We start from the raw sequence: 16,442 nt of genomic DNA on the forward strand, positions 1-16,442 counted from the left end.
TGCGAACGCAGCCAATCGCGCGAAGCCGACAACATCGACATGAAAGCCCGGCGGCTCCCGCGCGTCAGCCGAGAACCCGGCAGACCCGGCACGTCAGTGGATGGCCGCGGGGACGTGGCGGGCTCAGTCCACTTCAAAGCCGTTCGCGAACAACAGGTCATCGGGCGTGTACTCCAGCGCGCCCGGATCGATGCCGCCGCCCTGTACGCGCGCGTGTCCGACCATGTCGACGGGCAGCAGGCCGGATGGCAGGGAAGTGCTGCCCTGGTCGATGAACGGCGATGTGCTGCGCAAGGCATAGTCGCCCGCACCGGCAGCGACGAACTGCGGATCGCCAGACAGCAGGTTGGTCATGGCGCCTGCCGTGTTGCCGTCATATGTGAGCAGGCTGCTGTCGATCCGCACCGGTTCGCCGTGGACGCTTGCGTTCTCCGAGACATCCAGGTCAGGCAGTCCGTTGTCCCAGAACAGGGAATTGGCGACCGCTACGCGTCCATGCGAGGACAGGTCGAGGTGGACGCTGCAGCGATCGCCCGCACCATCCGGCAGGCAACGGCCGCGACCGAACGTCGAATTCACGACATCGACCAGCGTATCGGCATGGGCGCCAGCGATGCCATAGACATGCGCCATGTCCTGCGCGCGGTTGTCATCGAACACGCTGCCGCCGACGTGGATGCTTCCACGCCCGGCAAAGAAGTACAGCGCACCGCCGAACAGGGCGCGATTGCGTGTGAACAGGACGTTGTCCACCCGGATCTGCGCCGGCAGGTCGCCCATGTTCGAGATGCCGAGCGCCCCGCCATACGATGTGCCCTGGCTGAAGCCGCTGTCGAAGTGCAGGTTGGACACGCTGAATCGCACCGCATCGCCGGCCGGTGCAAAGGCGAAGTTCTGCAGGCGCAGGATCTGGTGGTCGTTGCCGCCATCCAGCCGCGTCAGCCGCGCGTCCGGAAGCTGCGCGCCGCAGGCATCGCCGCCGTCGGCGGTCCAGCCGCCGGATATCTCCAGGCCGTCCGCGTGCTGCCCGTAATAGTCAAACGTGAGGCCGTGCTGGTAGTGGCCGCCGCGCATCCGGATCTCGTCATCCGCGGCCGAAGCGGCCGCTGCCGTCAGCGCGGCCTGGAACTCGGCCGGCGTGCCGACGCAATGCACCGCGGCACCGGCGCCGCCGGCCAGCACAGACAGGCAGGGCAGGGCCGGCAGAAGCCGGAGCATCAGGCGGGCGTGCTTCATGCCGGGTCTCGATGGACGGGGACAGACAGGGAGACGGAAAAGGCGGGGGAAGGCTGTCGTCGTGACCGCGACCTTCCGTTCCGTGACGGATGGATTCAATCCGTCCAGTTCCGGCCGGGGCGATTTCCCCGCGGCGCTGCCGCCATTGCCCGCGTTCCGGCTAGGATCAGCACCGGGCTTCATGCGCGGTCACGCCGACTTGCGAAGGCCTTCGCACCGGGAGCGGAAGGGAATGAGTGGAGACAGCCAGCGCTGGGAGCGGATCGCACGCGAATTCGACGACCTGGCCGAGCTGGCGCCCGCCAGACGCGAATCGCGCCTGCGCGAGCTGGTGGCCGAAGACCCGGACCTGGCCGCTGAAGTGCGCGCGCTGCTGGTCGCCGATGACCGCGCAGAAGGCCTGCTCGACCAGTCGCTGGATGAACTCGTCCCGGAACTGGCGCCCTGGGAGACACCGGCCGGCCTGCGACTGGGTGCCTACCGCCTGGTCGAGCCGCTGGGGCAGGGCGGCATGGGCGAGGTCTGGCTCGCCGAACGTGCCGATGGCGAATACCGCCAGCGCGTCGCAGTCAAGCTGCTCAAGCGCGGCATCGATACCCAGGCGGTGCTGCGCAGGTTCCTGCAGGAACGCAGCATCCTCGCGCGGCTCAACCATCCGAGCATCGTCCGCCTGCTCGATGGCGGCATGAGCCTGGATGGCCGGCCGTGGTATGCGATGGAGCATGTCGACGGCGAGACCATCACGCGCTGGGCCGCCCGCCGTGCGCTGGCGCTCGGCGAGCGCGTCGACCTTCTGGCGCAGGTGGCCGATGCGGTGGCCTATGCGCATGCGCAGCTGGTCGTTCACCGCGACCTCAAGCCGGGCAACATCCTCGTCGATGCCGAAGGCGCGCCGCACCTGCTCGACTTCGGCATCGCCAAGCTGCTGGAGGACACCGGTGACCACACGGTCACCGCGACCGGCGTTCGCGTCCTGTCCCCGGCCTATGCAGCACCCGAACAGATCCTCGGCGAACCCGTCGGCACCGCCACGGACGTCTATGCACTCGGCGTGCTCGCCTACGAGCTGTTCACCGGCCGGCTGCCGCACCGGCGCCAGTCCCGCGATCCGGCGCTGCTTGCCGGGGACCTCGACCAGCCGCTGGAGCGCGCGAGCACCGTGGTCGGACGGCTGGCGCCGGCAGAGATCGCCGCGCTCTACGGCGAGGGCCATGACCGCAGGCGCCTGGGCCGCAGCCTGTCGGGCGATCTCGACGTCATCGTCGCGAAGGCGCTGCAGCGCGTGCCGGAACGCCGCTATGCGACCGCCGCCGCCTTCGCCGACGACCTGCGGCGCTGGCGCAGCGGCCGCGTCATCGCCGCGCGACCCGACAGCAGCAGCTATCGCCTGCGCACCTTCGTGCGTCGGCACCGCTGGGGCGTCGCCGCCGCCAGCGGCCTGCTGCTGGCGCTGCTGGCCGGCTTCGGCACCGCGCTGTGGCAGGCCGATCGCGCGCGGCAGCAGGCGCAGCGCGCCGAACTGGTCAAGCAGTTCGTGCTGTCACTGTTCCGCGAACAGGATCCCGTCGCCCGCGCGCAGGCGCAGGCGCGCACGCCGGGCGAACTGGTCGCCGAAGGCATCGAACGGGCCCGCCGCGAACTGGTCGACGACCCGCGCCTGCGCCTGGACGTGCTTGCCGACCTGGGGACGCTGCCGGCCGCGCTGGGCGATCCGGCGCTGTCGGAACAGGTGCTGGCGCAGGTGCTGGAGGAACGCCGGCGCCTCGACGGCGAAAACGCGCTGGCGACCGCCCGGGTCAAGTCGGCGCTGGGTGGCTTGATGATCGGCCGTGGCAATCCGGACGATATCCGACGGATGCTGACGACCGCACTCGACACCATCACCCGTGTATCGGGCCAGGACTCACTGGACGCCGCGCGCACGCAGACGCTCCTGGCACGACTTGGCACCATGACCGGCGACCGCGAGGACGCAATGCGGCTGGCGAAACAGGCGCACGCGACGATGCTGGACCTTCGAGGCGCCGATCACCCGGAAACGCTGGAAGTCCTCAGCATGATCGCCACGATGCATGAGTTCCTGGACCAGCTCGATGATGCCGCGGCGACCTGGCGCAAAGTCATCGCCGGCGTGGAGCGCTCCCTCGGCGAAGAACATGCCCGCATGGTCGTGCCGCTGGCGAACCTGGGCACCATCACCCGCAGCCGGCAGGACTATCCGGAAGCGGCCGCGCTCTACGCGCGCGCGGTGGCCATCGCGCGCAAGCGGCTCGGCAGCGGCCATCCCATGCTAGGCGGGGCGCTGCTGCGGCAGGGCGATGTCCTGCGCCGCATGGGTGACTTCGAGGGCGCGGCCGCGGCCTTCGACGAAGCGGAGCCCTGCGTCGCCTCGGTGCCCGCGCAACGTGCGCAGCTGGAGATGTTCCGCGCGGCGATGTACTCGGCGCAGCGCCGTCACCAGGAGGCGGTCGATGCCTACGAGCTGGCACACGGACTTTTCCTCGGTACCGGCGGCGCGGACAGCGCCTTTCCCTGGCTGGCCGAACTCGGTCGCGCCGAAGAGCTGGCCACGCTGGGCCGCTGCGACGAAGCCGGCGAGGTGCTGGAGACCGCCCGCGAGCGCCTGGTTAACATCACCGGCGTCGACAGCTATGAGGTGGCCTCCGCTGCCGGGCTTCTCGGTCGCGTCCGCCGCGAGCAGGGGCGCCTCGAGGAAGCACTGCAGCTCGGCCAGCACCACGTCGAGGCCCTGGAACGCATCTACGGCAGCGACCATCCCAACACCAGCGACGCGCGCTTCGACTTCGCACGCAGCCAGCTGGCCGCCGGCCTGCACGCCGAGGCGCGCGCGAACATCGATCGCGTCATCGCCGATTTCCGGCCCGGCTCGTCGACCGAAAAGATCGCAGCCGACCTCCATATCGAAAGCGCAAGGCTGGCGCTCATCGCCGGCGACAATGAACGCTATCTGCGCGATGCCGCGAAAGCGCGCGAACTGATCGCGCGTTTACCGAATCCGGACCAGCGGCAGCTTGAGGAGCTGGCGCAGCTCAATCGGTCGGGATTGCCTTCTGGCCGCGATTGATTCTGATCGCGATCTGAGATGACGAGGAATGCGGATTCGCTTCCGGACCGCGTCCTTCAGAACTCGCGGAAGAAGCGGAAGCGACGCAAAGCGTCGCGCTCCAATGCGCAGGTGTAGCAAGTATCCCGGGATCGGGAACACCGATTCACCGGAAGGTCGCCATCGTGGAAGTGCGGTTACACAATTGGGCAAACGCTAACAAACCGCCGCTGGCTTCGATCCAGCCAGCCGTGCCTACGGGCACCACGCAGGCCATGAGTCGTGGCCCCCGGTTGAAGAGTGCTTCAGCGGCGCGGCGCGAACCAGGCCAGCAGGCGCTGGCCGGCGGGGCCGAGGGCCTGTGCGAGGCGATCCAGCGGCGTCATCGGGCGCGCCTGGGCCTGCGCCGGCATCCGGTAATGGCGGAACGACTGGGCCTGGACGTGGACGGCGGCGACTCTACGCTGCGCGTTCGGCCGTGTTGGATTCATGGGATCGTCTCCTGTGCGTCTGCCATGCCGGCAGGGCCAGTGTGGCGGTGGATTCGGCGGGCCGCCATGGGCCATTGGTCGTGGATGTGGGGATGCGATCACGAATTCACCATTGTTTGCGATTCCCTGCGGTAAAGCGACATTCAGGCTACGCGGACCGAATGCCGCTTGCGTCGCGTTTCCTGCAGCGACGCCTACGCGAGTCGGCTGCCAGGGCCGACACCGAACCTCTACGCACACTTCGACCGTTCAGGGCAACACCGTGCCGCGAGCCCGCCGCCCGCCGCAAGGCACTTGCACATTTCCGGATTCGAGTCGCAGGCGGACGCTCTCGATCGCGCCGCCGCGACGGCGCCCGGTCCAGCGAGGAGGCGAACCGCGTCAGTGGGCAAACCGGCCAGCCCGCGGTCGCCCAAGACAAGCCGCGCCGCATGGAAGTTTGCCCACACGGAGCGCAGGCTCATCCATCGCTCTGCCCCAATAACCTGCACGCGCAATCCAGCGCGAAAACGCCCAAGACGAAGGCGGCCGCCCAACCGCGCATTGCAGGGACGCAGCGATGTCAGCGTCCGGATCCACCTGGTCCGGCCAAGGCGGGGTCCGTCCGTCGGCTCGAGTCGGGACAACCGCACCGCAAGGACCTGGGCTTTCCGCGAGATGGAGTGCGCCATGCACTGAAGTCCCCGGTTTTGATCGGCCGCACGACCTGGTTTCAGGTCCTGGCCGCCGAACAGCGCATGCCGGCCGCTCCCTGCGCGGCCACATGGTCCGCCGTCGTGCTTGGCCTGCGAAATTGCGGGCTACAATCGGCGGTCAGCCCGATAGAACCGTGCACGGAGCGCTACATGAGTCTTCCCGCCAGCCAGGCCACCGCCACCCAGACGCAGACGGAAACCACGCCGCTGCGTTTCGTCACCGCCGCCAGCCTCTTCGACGGCCACGACGCGGCCATCAACATCATGCGCCGGCTGATCCAGTCGCAGGGCGCCGAAGTCATCCATCTCGGCCACAACCGCTCGGTCGAAGACGTCGTGCGCGCGGCGCTGCAGGAGGATGCCGACGGCATCGCGCTGTCCAGCTACCAGGGCGGCCATGTCGAATACTTCAAGTACATGGTCGACATGCTGCGCGAGCGCGGCGCCGGCCACATCCGCGTCGTCGGCGGCGGCGGCGGCACGATCACGCCGGAAGAAATCCGTGAGCTGGAAGGCTACGGCGTCGAGCGCATCTACCACCCCAACGACGGCATGAAGCTGGGCCTGGTGGAAATGATCGAGGACGTCATGCGCCGCGTCGGCGCCGCCCGCGATGCCGCCGGCGTGGGCTCGGCCGCCGACAACGCCAGGGCGGGAACGCTGCCGCCACTGGACGACGAGATCGCCATCGGCCGCATCCTGTCCGCCATCGAGGACGGCGTGTATTCGGAGTCCGAGCTGGCCATGCTTCGCCGCCAGTGGGGCGGTTCGGCCGGTCAGGACGCCCGCGGCCAGGGCGCGCCGGTCATCGGCATCACCGGCACCGGCGGCGCCGGCAAGTCGTCGGTGACCGATGAACTGCTCAACCGCTTCCTCGCACACTTCCCGCAGATGCGCATCGCGGTGATCTCGGTCGATCCCACCCGCCGCCGCACCGGTGGCGCGCTGCTGGGTGACCGCATCCGCATGAATTCGCTGCGCAGCCACCGCGTCTACATGCGCTCCATGGCCACGCGCCGGCAGAACGTCGCCACCAACGCCGTGCTCACCGACTGCATCGCCTTCCTCAAGGGCCTGGGCTATGACCTGGTGATCGTCGAGACGGCCGGCATCGGCCAGTCCGACTCGGAAATCGTCGACCTGGTCGATTTCCCCATGTACGTCATGACCAGCGACTACGGCGCCGCCAGCCAGCTGGAAAAGATCGACATGATCGACTACGCCGAGCTGATCGTGCTCAACAAGTACGACAAGCGCGGCGCCGAGGACGCCCTGCGCGACGTGCGCAAGCAGTGGAAGCGCAACCGCGTGGCCTTCAAGGTCGCCGACGAGGACGTGCCGGTCTATCCCACCATCGCCAGCCAGTTCAATGATCCCGGCATCAGCTGGATGTTCGCCAACCTGTGCCGCCTGCTGCGCGAGAAGGTGCCGACGGCTGCCGGCGAACGCTGCAGCTTCGAGCCGGTGATCGACACCTCGCTGAAGGAACCGCGCGCCACCGTGCTGATTCCCGGCAGCCGCGTGCGCTACCTGGCCGAGATCGCCGAGCAGGGCAGGTCGATCAACGCGCAGATCGAACGCCAGGCCGAAGCCGCCGACCGCGCCCAGTCCTTCTGGCAGGCGCTGCAGGAACTGGGCGACCCGAAGCTGCCCAAGGCGCTGGACCTGTATGAGGCCGCCGACCTGCATGTCGAGGGCGACCGTTCCCTGTCCACCCTGCGCCAGCGCTACAACGATGCCGTGCAGGCGCTGACCAGCGAGAACCTGCGCAACCTGCGCGAATGGCCGGCGCGCCTGAAGTCGATCACCGACGACATCAACGAATACCAGGTGCGCGGCAAGGCCATCCGCGTCGAGAACTACCGCGAATCGCTCAGCCACCAGAAGATCCCCAAGATCGCCGCGCCGAAGTACAAGAGCTGGGGCGAGCTGCTCACCTTCCTGGGCAAGGAAAACCTGCCCGGCTATTACCCCTACACCGGCGGCGTCTATCCCTATCGCCGCACCGGCGAAGATCCCATCCGCATGTTCGCCGGCGAGGGCACCCCGGAGCGCACCAACCGGCGCTTCCACTACCTCAGCCTGGGCCAGCCGGCAGCGCGTCTGTCCACCGCCTTCGACAGCGTCACGCTGTACGGCGAGGACCCGGCGCCGCGCCCGGACATCTACGGCAAGATCGGCAACTCCGGCGTCAACATCCCGACGCTGGACGACATGAAGAAGCTGTATTCCGGCTTCGACCTGTGCGCGCCGACCACCAGCGTGTCGATGACCATCAACGGCCCGGCGCCGATCATCCTGGCGCTGTTCATGAACACCGCCATCGACCAGCAGGTGGAGAAGTACCTCAAGGCCGACCCGGACCGCTGGGCCGAGGCGCAGCGGAAAATGGACGCCTTCTTCGATGGCCGCCAGCGCCCGCGCTACCACGGCGACCTGCCGCCGGGGAACGACGGCCTCGGCCTGGGCCTGCTGGGCGTCACCGGCGACCAGCTGGTGGACCGCGAGACCTACGAGAAGATCAAGGCACAGACCCTGCGCACCGTGCGCGGCACCGTGCAGGCCGACATCCTCAAGGAAGACCAGGCCCAGAACACCTGCATTTTCAGCACCGAGTTCGCCCTGCGCATGATGGGCGACATCCAGCAGTACTTCGTCGAGCACCAGGTCCGCAACTTCTACTCGGTCTCCATCTCCGGCTACCACATCGCCGAGGCCGGCGCGAATCCGATCAGCCAGCTCGCCTTCACCCTCAGCAACGGCTTCACCATCGTCGAGTACTACCTCGCCCGGGGCATGCACATCGACGACTTCGCGCCGAACCTGAGCTTCTTCTTCAGCAACGGCATGGACCCGGAGTACACCGTCATCGGCCGCGTCGCCCGGCGCATCTGGGCCCGCGCCATGCGCGAGCGCTACGGCGCCAACGAACGGTCGCAGATGATGAAGTACCACATCCAGACCTCCGGCCGGTCCCTGCACGCGCAGGAGATCCAGTTCAACGACATCCGCACCACGCTGCAGGCCCTGTACGCCCTGTTCGACAACTGCAACAGCCTGCACACCAACGCCTACGACGAGGCCATCACCACGCCCACCGAAGAGAGCGTGCGCCGCGCCGTGGCCATCCAGATGATCATCAACAAGGAGCTGGGCCTGAACTTCATCGAGAACCCCTGGCAGGGGAGCTTCGCGGTGGAGTACCTGACCGACCTGGTGGAGGAGGCGGTCTACAAGGAGTTCGAGGCCATCAGCGAGCGCGGCGGCGTGCTCGGCGCCATGGACACCATGTACCAGCGCGGCAAGATCCAGGAAGAGAGCCTGTACTACGAGCACCGCAAGCACGACGGCAGCCTGCCCCTGGTCGGCGTCAACACCTTCCTGCCCAAGGAACACGCCGGCGAAGTGGCCACCGAGATCGAGCTGATCCGATCCACCGAGGCCGAGAAGGCCCAGCAGATCGCCAACGTCCGTGCCTGGCAGGCCAACCGCAACGGCTTGGCCCCGGAGGGCGAGACCGACCACAGCCACGCCGCCCTGGAGGAACACGCCGAGCCTGAGCCGCACGACGGCCACGGCTTGGCCTACCTGCAGCGCACCGCCCGCGAACGCCGCAACGTGTTCGAGGCGCTGGTCGAAGCGGTCAAGACTCATAGCCTAGGCCAGATCAGCCACGCCCTGTACGACGTCGGTGGAGAGTACCGCAGGAATATGTGACAGAGATGCTGCGTAGATGCGTGGACGTGGACACAGACGTGCCCGCGGATACGCTGAGCGACTGTCGGGCTTCTCGACGGTGTACGACATCGCTCCCGGTTCGCTGCCGGTGTGGCGGAAATCGTCGCGCGTCGGCGGTGAGGGCGACGGGACCTGGCGAATGGGTCAGGAGATGGCATGACCCACTTCTGGCGCTCCACGACCGGTGACCGTCTTCGGATCGAGAACAGGTTCACCATGCTCGTTGAAGCTGCCGCGCGTGTTGAGTTTCACCCGGCTCCAATCACTCGGCACACTGTTCGATGAATCTGTCCATGCGTTCTTCGTCCCACATCTCAAGCTGGGCACCCGCGGCACGAATGTTCAAGGCCTTCATGAAGTTGCGGAATGCCGACTCCGAAGCTGCCAGCTGCGCATCACGTTCAAGGCGCTTCACAATGGCCTTCGCCAAGGGAAGCCTCGTTCCGACTCGGGCACGCTCGACCAGGTTCGAGCGGATGTCCGCCCTCGAAAGAATCAGTCGCAGTGCCTGCTCGGGATCATCAGGTTGGATTGCAGCGGCGATGTGATGGTTCCACCACAGCCGGGAGATCGCGTGGTCGTCCCGGCATTGAGTCCAGGTCGATGCGAAGAAGTGGGTCCGGACGGCTTGGGCCATCCTCTCTTGTGGAACGTTACGAAGCCAGCGTTCACGCGCGTAGGCAATCCCCTCGATGTGACTCAAGCGGATCCAGATTCTGTTCTCCCGCGCGAGGCTCGGCGTCAGCGAGGCCAGTGTGAGACCGACCAGCATCGAGTTCTTGACTTCGGCATCAGGACCCTTGTCGGGGATCAGCTCTTCGAGCGGTTTGAGGTCGGCCTCGATCGAGAGCGGGATGCGCCAGTCCCCGCTGGACTCCAGATCTTCAAAACCGGATTCCAAGTACCGGTTCAGATGTTCTTCGATGTTGTCCGAAAGGAGATCCGCGGTCTGTTGACCGACGTAGAGCAACTTGCTCATTTGTCTTCCTCGTTGAACAGGGTGGCCAGCAGGCCGAGAGGGCCCTCGAGGAGGCGCTGTGCGGCCCACGCGAGGTCGGTGTTGGCATCAATCGTGATGCCTTCATTCCTGCATCGGGCTTCAATCACCCGATGCCAGCGGAGCCCCTCGCTCCCTGATGTCCGCATCGCGTCAAGTGCGTTCATCACCGCCGGTAGGAACAGCGACGGCAGAAGAATGTCGCGAATGCTGCTGCCACGAATGCCGTAGATGGTGTCGTAGAGCTTGCGGTTCACCTCGATCTGGATGGCCTCGGTGTCGAGTCCGATCTGGAACATTCCGGGCTCCATCTCGTCATTGGCGATCAGGCGGAAGACGGACTCCATCGGGAGCAGCTTGTCCAGACCGGCCTCGAACCAGTGGATCCTGCTGGCGGCGACAACATGCCCTGCCTGCAGAGCTCTTGTATGGTCTGGATAGTCGGGCGCTATATGGGGTGAGCGGAGGGCCGCGCCGTCCTGTGCTGCCGCGACGATTGCCTGGATCGCCACCCGACCGCGCAGTTCGCCCCGTTTGAACTCGAGAGTAAAGGCTGTTCCGGAAAGCGGTACGAATGTCTGGAAGTAGGTCTCGAGGGATTCAACCACGATCCCGACAGTTGCTTGGCTGCTCTGGATGAGTTCCGCTACTCCCGCATCGTCCAGAACGTAGTGGCCGCTGAGGACGACTTCGCCGGCCTCTGGCGCTTCCTCGATCTGCAACGAGATATCGAAGATCCGGTCTCCGTAGTCGTCTGTATAGGGGGAGAGGACAGGATGGGCGAACGCGGTGGTCGGCCTAATCAGCATTGGCGGACTCCTCTTCAACCCTCGAAAGCACGACACGGATGGGGCCCGTATAGGGCTCCGAGAATTCAACGGTAACGGTCTTCCTCTGTCCCCGCTCGAGCTGGATTGAAGGTGTCTTGGTGCATCCGTGGCCGTCGATCGAGATCACGTCCAGCGGTTCGTCGCTGGCGGCACCGATCAGAAGCACTTCCAGCCGCGCCATCCCCGACTCCTCCGGCTCGAGGCTGATGGTTCGGGTGTCGGCCCGCTTGGCGTCAGGCAGGTGCGTTCGCAATGAACGGAACGCGATGTTCCTGCCGCCGCGTCCGCCCAGTAGACCCCGGCCACGTCCCGAGCGGGTGCCTGATGTGCGGCCACTCCCCGCGCCTGTCGCCTTACGCCCTCCAGCCGATCCGCTTTCGCCCTCGGGACCAGCTCCGCTTGGGTGGGACGTGGTGGACTTCGGCTTGATCCTGGTGCGCTCGGGATTGGTCTGGCTGTTTGCCGGGTCCGGAATGTCCTTCCCCGACTCCGGAGTTGAGAAGAAGCGGTTCATTTCGTCGAGCAGCATTTCCGCCTCGGGAGGTGTCGAGGTTTCTTGCTTGATGATCTCGCGGATCCAAGCGCCCAGCTTCCTCATTCCTGCGCGGACCTGTCGCTTTTCCCGGGAGTCGTCCAGCCGGTCCGCGGAGAGCTCGTCGTGGCGCGGATTCTCCAGGTCGCGGACTCGGCCGCTGGTCCTGATATCGACGGGCTCCACCACACCCACGAAGTCCCGCGAAAGGCTGAATCGCGCGAGAGGGTGCCCGAAATGTCGGAGGTTGTCCGTGAGATACATCCCGTTGCGGAGAAAGCCGATCTTGCGAGGCAGTCCGGCGCCTTCCAGAAGACGAAACCTGAAAACACCGACACCGTCGAACTGCTGCTCGAATGTCCGCGTTTCGGGTGAAACCAGGGCTTGGTAGAGTGCCGCGGCGAAAGCGAGGTCGGCAGATGCGCCTGTCTCCTCCGCAGCCTTCAGCACCCTGTCATGCTTGAAGAGCGCGCCCAGAGTGGACTGGTCGATCTTGATCGGATCTCCGTCTTCAGGGACAACGCTGAAGGAGACGGAGCCTTCGAGAATGGCCGCGAAGAAGTTACGGACCAGCGACTCTGTCATCTGCCATTCCCAGCCGTCCTCGTTCAAGAAGCCGAGGGACGCGACCGTGGTCCCGGTTTGAGTCCGGTGCAGCCAGTCAGGCAACTCCGCGGCATGAGAGACAGGGTGGAAGCCCGTTTGCCCGCAGTAGCCGATTCCTCGTTTCTCCGCCCCCGCGGAGTCGGTATGGGAGACGAGGATCGCTTTACCCTGGGCAAGGAATTGTTGCGAGGGGCCATCGCTATACAGGGTGGAGTAGAATACGGTCCGGAACTGGGATACCGCGAATGCGGCGTTCTTGCCGATGCCGAACGAGCCGCCGGCATCCGAACTGCTCTTCTGGCTGACGCCGGAGCCTTTCACCAGTGCATGGAAGGGGGTGCCGGGAATGGACGGCCCAAGGAGTCCTGTCGTCCCGTAGTCTTCCACCGCGAGGATGCTGATGGCCGGCTTCCGGATTGCCGCACAGGCCAGCTCGAAGAACTGCGTGTCCTTGCGGATGCGCCGGCTCTTGGAGCGCTCGAGGCAGGCGTCAAGTGCCTGCTGCAGAGCGTCCACCACTGGAATCGAATCACGAGGAACCGACATCTGGCGGAACACCATCTGGATGGGCAGATGTCCGCCATCGTCGCCCTTCAGGGAGGCGTCAAGACTGTTCTGGGCGCTCTCCCGGGCCAGCCCGGGGAAAGGCGATCCCTTGAACGTTTCGATCCCCGCGTGTCCAAGGCCTTCCTCTTCCTGTCCCTCATTAGTCAGGAATCGCCACTCCAGCGTCATGCGTTTCCCCTAGTTCCAGAATCTGTGTCGGTGAGCCTGATCAGTTGTGGCCGCCGGTCCCTTATCTCGCTGTCGAAGAACTGCCTGAACGTCAGAACGTTCGGCTGGTCGGCGTAGACCGTCTCGCCGCTCTCCCTCAGTGATTCCGGCACGACCAGCTTGATTCCCGCGTCAGCCATCTCCGTAATTGAAGTGGCAGCCACGCGGTCGTCGACTGTGGCCAAGTAGACGTCGCAGTTGAGGCGCTCGCTGCTGACTTGTTTCCACCGTTCCCGAAGAGTGGTCTTGGCCGCAAGTACAAGAGCGTCGTCATGAGACCGGCGCTTCCGGCGAAGGGTACGGCAGTCCGGCATCACGAAGTCGGGTCGGCGGCCACCCGTTACAACTTGCTCCTCGTACCGGATATGCCCGGCGTCGAGGGCGGCGGCGATGTGCTGTTCAAACGACCTGCCAGCTCGGCTCTTCCGCTGCTGACTGGCGCTCAACAGGACCGAATCGATTTCCGGGTACCGTCTCACAAGAGCGGAAGGAAGGTCGTCGCCGCCAGAGAGCAGCGCCAATAGCTCGGAAGCTCGTCTTCTCAGTTCATGGCGCCTGTAGAACCGGTACTCGATCTCGCGGCTGATCTCCATAATCGCATCGCCGGGCGCATCGATTTCCCATGGGTCGAATGAGTCCAGTCCCTTGGTCCTGAGCCACTGGTTTCGGGCCTGTCGGGCAATTGTCGCCGGGTCCGGCAACACAGCGTACCGTGCCACCACGTCCGCCAGAGTACCGCTCCTTATTGCCGTTCTGAACTCTGCAATAAGCTCCTCGAGCTCGTCGTGCTCAGCTTGCCTAGCCTTTGTGATGGCATCCGCGCGAAACAGGGCATAGTGAAAATCGACCGGAAGATCCAGGACCGTTTCCAGGATCTCGGCCTCTTCGCCGGAAGAGTCAAGCGTCACCATCCACCAGCGACACCCGGCGAGCGGCGCAGAGAAGCGTCCCGCGAGCAGCAGCGAAGCGGGGGTGAGTCCGCGGAACAGCGTCCTCGGGACGCAGGTGCAGTGCGCCTCGGACCCCTTGTTGCTGAAATGCCGCAGTTGGGATTGCGTGACTTCTCCCGTCTGTGGCCAGAGCACCGGGATCTCGGCGTGGAAGATGTGCGGCTTGGCCGGATTATCGGCGAGCAGCGTCGGAAAGAAGCCCGCTTCCCTGATTGGACGGGGTACGTAGTAGCCTGCTTGATTGCTCCCCTTCTCGGGCTCGGCCCACGACGTATCATTCTGTGCAAGCTTCTTGACGAACAGCTCGTCGCTCTGGCCTGCAAGGCTCTGGATCTTCCACCACAGCGGAGATCCGTCCGCCGCGGTTTCGGCGCCCCCGATCTCGCCGAATTCCATTTCGACCTGCTTCCTCACCCGCTCCCCCTAGCACGAATGCGTTCCGCGATACAGATAATGACGTCTCTCATCGCTTCCGTCGAGAGGCCCCGGAGCTGGCATTCCCACACTGTCTCCACATGCCAGCCCAGCTCCCTCAGCTGAGCCTCCGACCTCAGATCCCGGGCGCGGTTCGCATCAACCTTGGTCTTCCAGAACTCCGTCCGGGTCTTGGGCAGCCGGAAAAGGTGGCAGTGGTGCTGGTGCCAGAAGCAGCCATGGACAAACACTACTGTCCGGTACTTCGGCAGAACAAGGTCCGGGCGCCCCGGCAGGCCGGCTCCCGCAAGCCGGTAACGGAAGCCAAGAGCGTGGAGGCCGCGCCGGACCTCCAGCTCGATTCGGGTGTCCTTACCCCGGATCCGCGACATCAGCGCGGAACGGCGCTCCGGGCTGATGATGTCGGCCATCAGGCGGCTTTGCGGGACCGCTTTGCGGGCGTGCTCTTCTTCTCCTCCAGCAGGTGCGGCACCATGATCCGGGCAACCTCGGCAATCACGGGTACCACCACAGAGTTGCCGAACTGCTTGTAGGCACGGGTATCGGACACCGGGATCCGGAAGTCGTCACTGAAGCCCATTACGCGGGCGCACTCGCGGGGGGTCAGACGACGCGGGTTCTTCCTGGACCCGCGGGACACCAGGATTTCCGAGCCGTCCTTGTAGTAGCGGGCGGAGAGGGTGCGGGCGGTGTCTTTGGGCGTCACCAGACCGAAGCCAAAGCCATTGCCTTTCTCGCGGTGCTTGGCCGCATAGTTCTGCAGGTAGTCCCACAGTTTGTCGGACAGGATGTACTTGTCCAGCACCTTGCCTTTCGTGCCACCAATGTACGGCCAGTCGGCGGGTTCGGTGCCATCCTCGCGGTGCAGAATGCTGCCGATTTTCGGGGCATTTTCGAAGGGAGGCAGCTTCAGTCCGTCCCAGGTGAAATCCACCGGGTCACGGAAGCCCACGATGATGATGCGCTCGCGGTGCTGCGGTACGAAATGCTTGCCGTTGATCACACGGTGGTAGACCTGGTAGCCAAGCTCGTTCTGCAGCACATCGATGATGGTCGCAAAGGTGCGTCCCTTGTCGTGACTGACCAGGTTCTTCACGTTTTCCAGCAAGAAGGCGCGGGGCTTCTTTCTCGCGATGATGCGGGAGACATCGAAGAAGAGAGTGCCTTGGGTCTTGTCGGCGAAGCCGTGCGGCCGGCCAAGCGCATTCTTCTTGGAGACGCCGGCGATAGAGAACGGCTGGCACGGGAAGCCTGCCAGCAGGATGTCATGGTCCGGCACATCATCCTCGTGGACCTGGGTGATGTCACTGGCGAAGACGTGGTCGCGGCCGTCATGGAAGTTGGCAGCATAGGTCTTGCGTGCGTAGGGGTCCCACTCGCTGGTGAACACGCAGCGTCCACCCTGCTGCTCGAAAGCTGTGCGGATGCCACCGATGCCGGCAAACAGATCGATGAAGCTGAATCTGCCTGGCTCGGGGTTCGGCTCGCCCAGCGGAAGAAGTCGCTGGCGGATGGCATCGGCAATATAGGGTTTGGGTTCCGTTTCGCGGATCTGCCAGCGGCGGACGGTCTTGGGATCAACTCCCAGTGCGAGACCGACTTCCTTGTGACTTAATTGCTTGAGGGCCCTTTCGAGCAGCTCGTAGACTTCCATTGCGATCTCCGGGAATTTTGCGGACATTCTGTCCGTAAACGTCCCGTGGTGGAAGAGGGGCAGGGCAACAAATCCGGATCCCGTCTCACGGCCTGCGACCATGGGTGAGCGAAGTCCATTGAAAGTGCCTCTTCCCAGCCGCCCTTCGTAAACCGGGAGTTGAGCAGAGGAGCGTAAGCGTCCGGCGGTGACACCTTGTTGCGGCGAATCGATCAGTGTTGTCGCAGCGGCAGCAGCGAGTCGATGTCGCGATCGAGCGTGGTGGGCAGACGCGTGAGGGTGTCGGTGAGCCAGGCATGCGGGTCGATGCCGTTGGCCTTGGCGGTGGCCAGCAGGCTCATGATTGCTGCGGCCCGGCAGCCGGCTTGCTCTGAGCCGGCGAACAGCCAGTTCTTGCGGCCCAACGCGACGGGCCGGATGGCGTTCTCGGCCGCGTTGTT

Annotated in this window: 11 protein-coding genes; 2 read left to right on the forward strand and 9 right to left on the reverse strand. The window is 65.3% G+C overall.

Annotated features, from left to right (window positions below; translation table 11 throughout):
- Positions 1-123 precede the first annotated feature (123 nt).
- Positions 124-1,236: a choice-of-anchor Q domain-containing protein gene (locus EDC25_RS09355; protein ID WP_123523053.1), complete on the reverse strand. Its 1,113-nt coding sequence runs from the start codon at positions 1,234-1,236 to the stop codon at positions 124-126.
- 232 nt (positions 1,237-1,468) lie between these two features.
- Between EDC25_RS09355 and EDC25_RS09360 the strand changes: the two genes are divergently transcribed.
- Complete coding sequence (locus tag EDC25_RS09360) at positions 1,469-4,321, forward strand: serine/threonine-protein kinase (protein ID WP_164484189.1); 2,853 nt, start codon at positions 1,469-1,471, stop codon at positions 4,319-4,321.
- Between the two features lie 284 nt (positions 4,322-4,605).
- Here EDC25_RS09360 and EDC25_RS09365 read toward each other — a convergent pair whose 3' ends face one another.
- Positions 4,606-4,791, reverse strand: coding sequence for a hypothetical protein (locus EDC25_RS09365; RefSeq protein ID WP_132577439.1), 186 nt, complete (start codon positions 4,789-4,791; stop codon positions 4,606-4,608).
- A gap of 845 nt (positions 4,792-5,636) precedes the next feature.
- On the opposite strand from EDC25_RS09365, the gene EDC25_RS09370 reads away from it, so the two are divergent.
- Positions 5,637-9,203, forward strand: a complete 3,567-nt coding sequence (locus EDC25_RS09370) for a methylmalonyl-CoA mutase family protein (RefSeq protein WP_123523066.1) — start codon at positions 5,637-5,639, stop codon at positions 9,201-9,203.
- A gap of 283 nt (positions 9,204-9,486) precedes the next feature.
- Here the strand turns inward: EDC25_RS09370 and EDC25_RS09375 are convergent, their stop codons facing one another.
- The 7 genes from EDC25_RS09375 to EDC25_RS09405 all read right to left on the reverse strand — a co-directional run.
- Positions 9,487-10,203, reverse strand: coding sequence for a DUF6339 family protein (locus tag EDC25_RS09375; protein ID WP_123523055.1), 717 nt, complete (start codon positions 10,201-10,203; stop codon positions 9,487-9,489).
- A complete protein-coding gene (locus tag EDC25_RS09380; protein ID WP_123523056.1) occupies positions 10,200-11,030 on the reverse strand; it encodes a hypothetical protein in 831 nt (276 codons plus the stop codon). The genes EDC25_RS09375 and EDC25_RS09380 overlap by 4 nt, the downstream gene beginning before the upstream one ends.
- On the reverse strand, positions 11,020-12,924 hold the full coding sequence (locus EDC25_RS09385) for a hypothetical protein (RefSeq protein WP_123523057.1): 1,905 nt from the start codon (positions 12,922-12,924) through the stop codon (positions 11,020-11,022). The genes EDC25_RS09380 and EDC25_RS09385 overlap by 11 nt, the downstream gene beginning before the upstream one ends.
- Positions 12,921-14,309 carry a type II restriction endonuclease gene (locus EDC25_RS09390; protein ID WP_132577440.1) on the reverse strand — a complete coding sequence of 463 codons (1,389 nt, stop codon included), beginning with the start codon at positions 14,307-14,309 and terminating at the stop codon, positions 12,921-12,923. Before EDC25_RS09390 ends, EDC25_RS09385 begins: the two co-directional genes overlap by 4 nt.
- 14 nt (positions 14,310-14,323) lie before the next feature.
- Positions 14,324-14,758, reverse strand: a complete 435-nt coding sequence (locus EDC25_RS09395; protein WP_123523059.1) for a very short patch repair endonuclease — start codon at positions 14,756-14,758, stop codon at positions 14,324-14,326.
- Positions 14,758-16,002, reverse strand: coding sequence for a DNA (cytosine-5-)-methyltransferase (gene dcm, locus EDC25_RS09400; RefSeq protein WP_123523060.1), 1,245 nt, complete (start codon positions 16,000-16,002; stop codon positions 14,758-14,760). Before dcm ends, EDC25_RS09395 begins: the two co-directional genes overlap by 1 nt.
- A gap of 212 nt (positions 16,003-16,214) precedes the next feature.
- Positions 16,215-16,442, reverse strand: a 228-nt coding sequence (locus EDC25_RS09405; RefSeq protein ID WP_132577441.1) for a transposase domain-containing protein, incomplete at its 5' end; no start/stop codon positions are given.

Source organism: Pseudofulvimonas gallinarii (assembly GCF_004343305.1).
Lineage (GTDB): Bacteria > Pseudomonadota > Gammaproteobacteria > Xanthomonadales > UBA2363 > Pseudofulvimonas > Pseudofulvimonas gallinarii.

Coding starts and splice junctions, on each gene's coding strand:
- EDC25_RS09395 (WP_123523059.1), bottom strand. CDS start 14,758: ATGGCCGACATCATCAGCCCGGAGCGCCGTTCCGCGCTGATGTCGCGG.
- EDC25_RS09375 (WP_123523055.1), bottom strand. CDS start 10,203: ATGAGCAAGTTGCTCTACGTCGGTCAACAGACCGCGGATCTCCTTTCG.
- EDC25_RS09355 (WP_123523053.1), bottom strand. CDS start 1,236: ATGAAGCACGCCCGCCTGATGCTCCGGCTTCTGCCGGCCCTGCCCTGC.
- EDC25_RS09385 (WP_123523057.1), bottom strand. CDS start 12,924: ATGACGCTGGAGTGGCGATTCCTGACTAATGAGGGACAGGAAGAGGAA.
- EDC25_RS09380 (WP_123523056.1), bottom strand. CDS start 11,030: ATGCTGATTAGGCCGACCACCGCGTTCGCCCATCCTGTCCTCTCCCCC.
- EDC25_RS09365 (WP_132577439.1), bottom strand. CDS start 4,791: ATGAATCCAACACGGCCGAACGCGCAGCGTAGAGTCGCCGCCGTCCAC.
- EDC25_RS09360 (WP_164484189.1), top strand. CDS start 1,469: ATGAGTGGAGACAGCCAGCGCTGGGAGCGGATCGCACGCGAATTCGAC.
- dcm (WP_123523060.1), bottom strand. CDS start 16,002: ATGGAAGTCTACGAGCTGCTCGAAAGGGCCCTCAAGCAATTAAGTCAC.
- EDC25_RS09370 (WP_123523066.1), top strand. CDS start 5,637: ATGAGTCTTCCCGCCAGCCAGGCCACCGCCACCCAGACGCAGACGGAA.
- EDC25_RS09390 (WP_132577440.1), bottom strand. CDS start 14,309: ATGGAATTCGGCGAGATCGGGGGCGCCGAAACCGCGGCGGACGGATCT.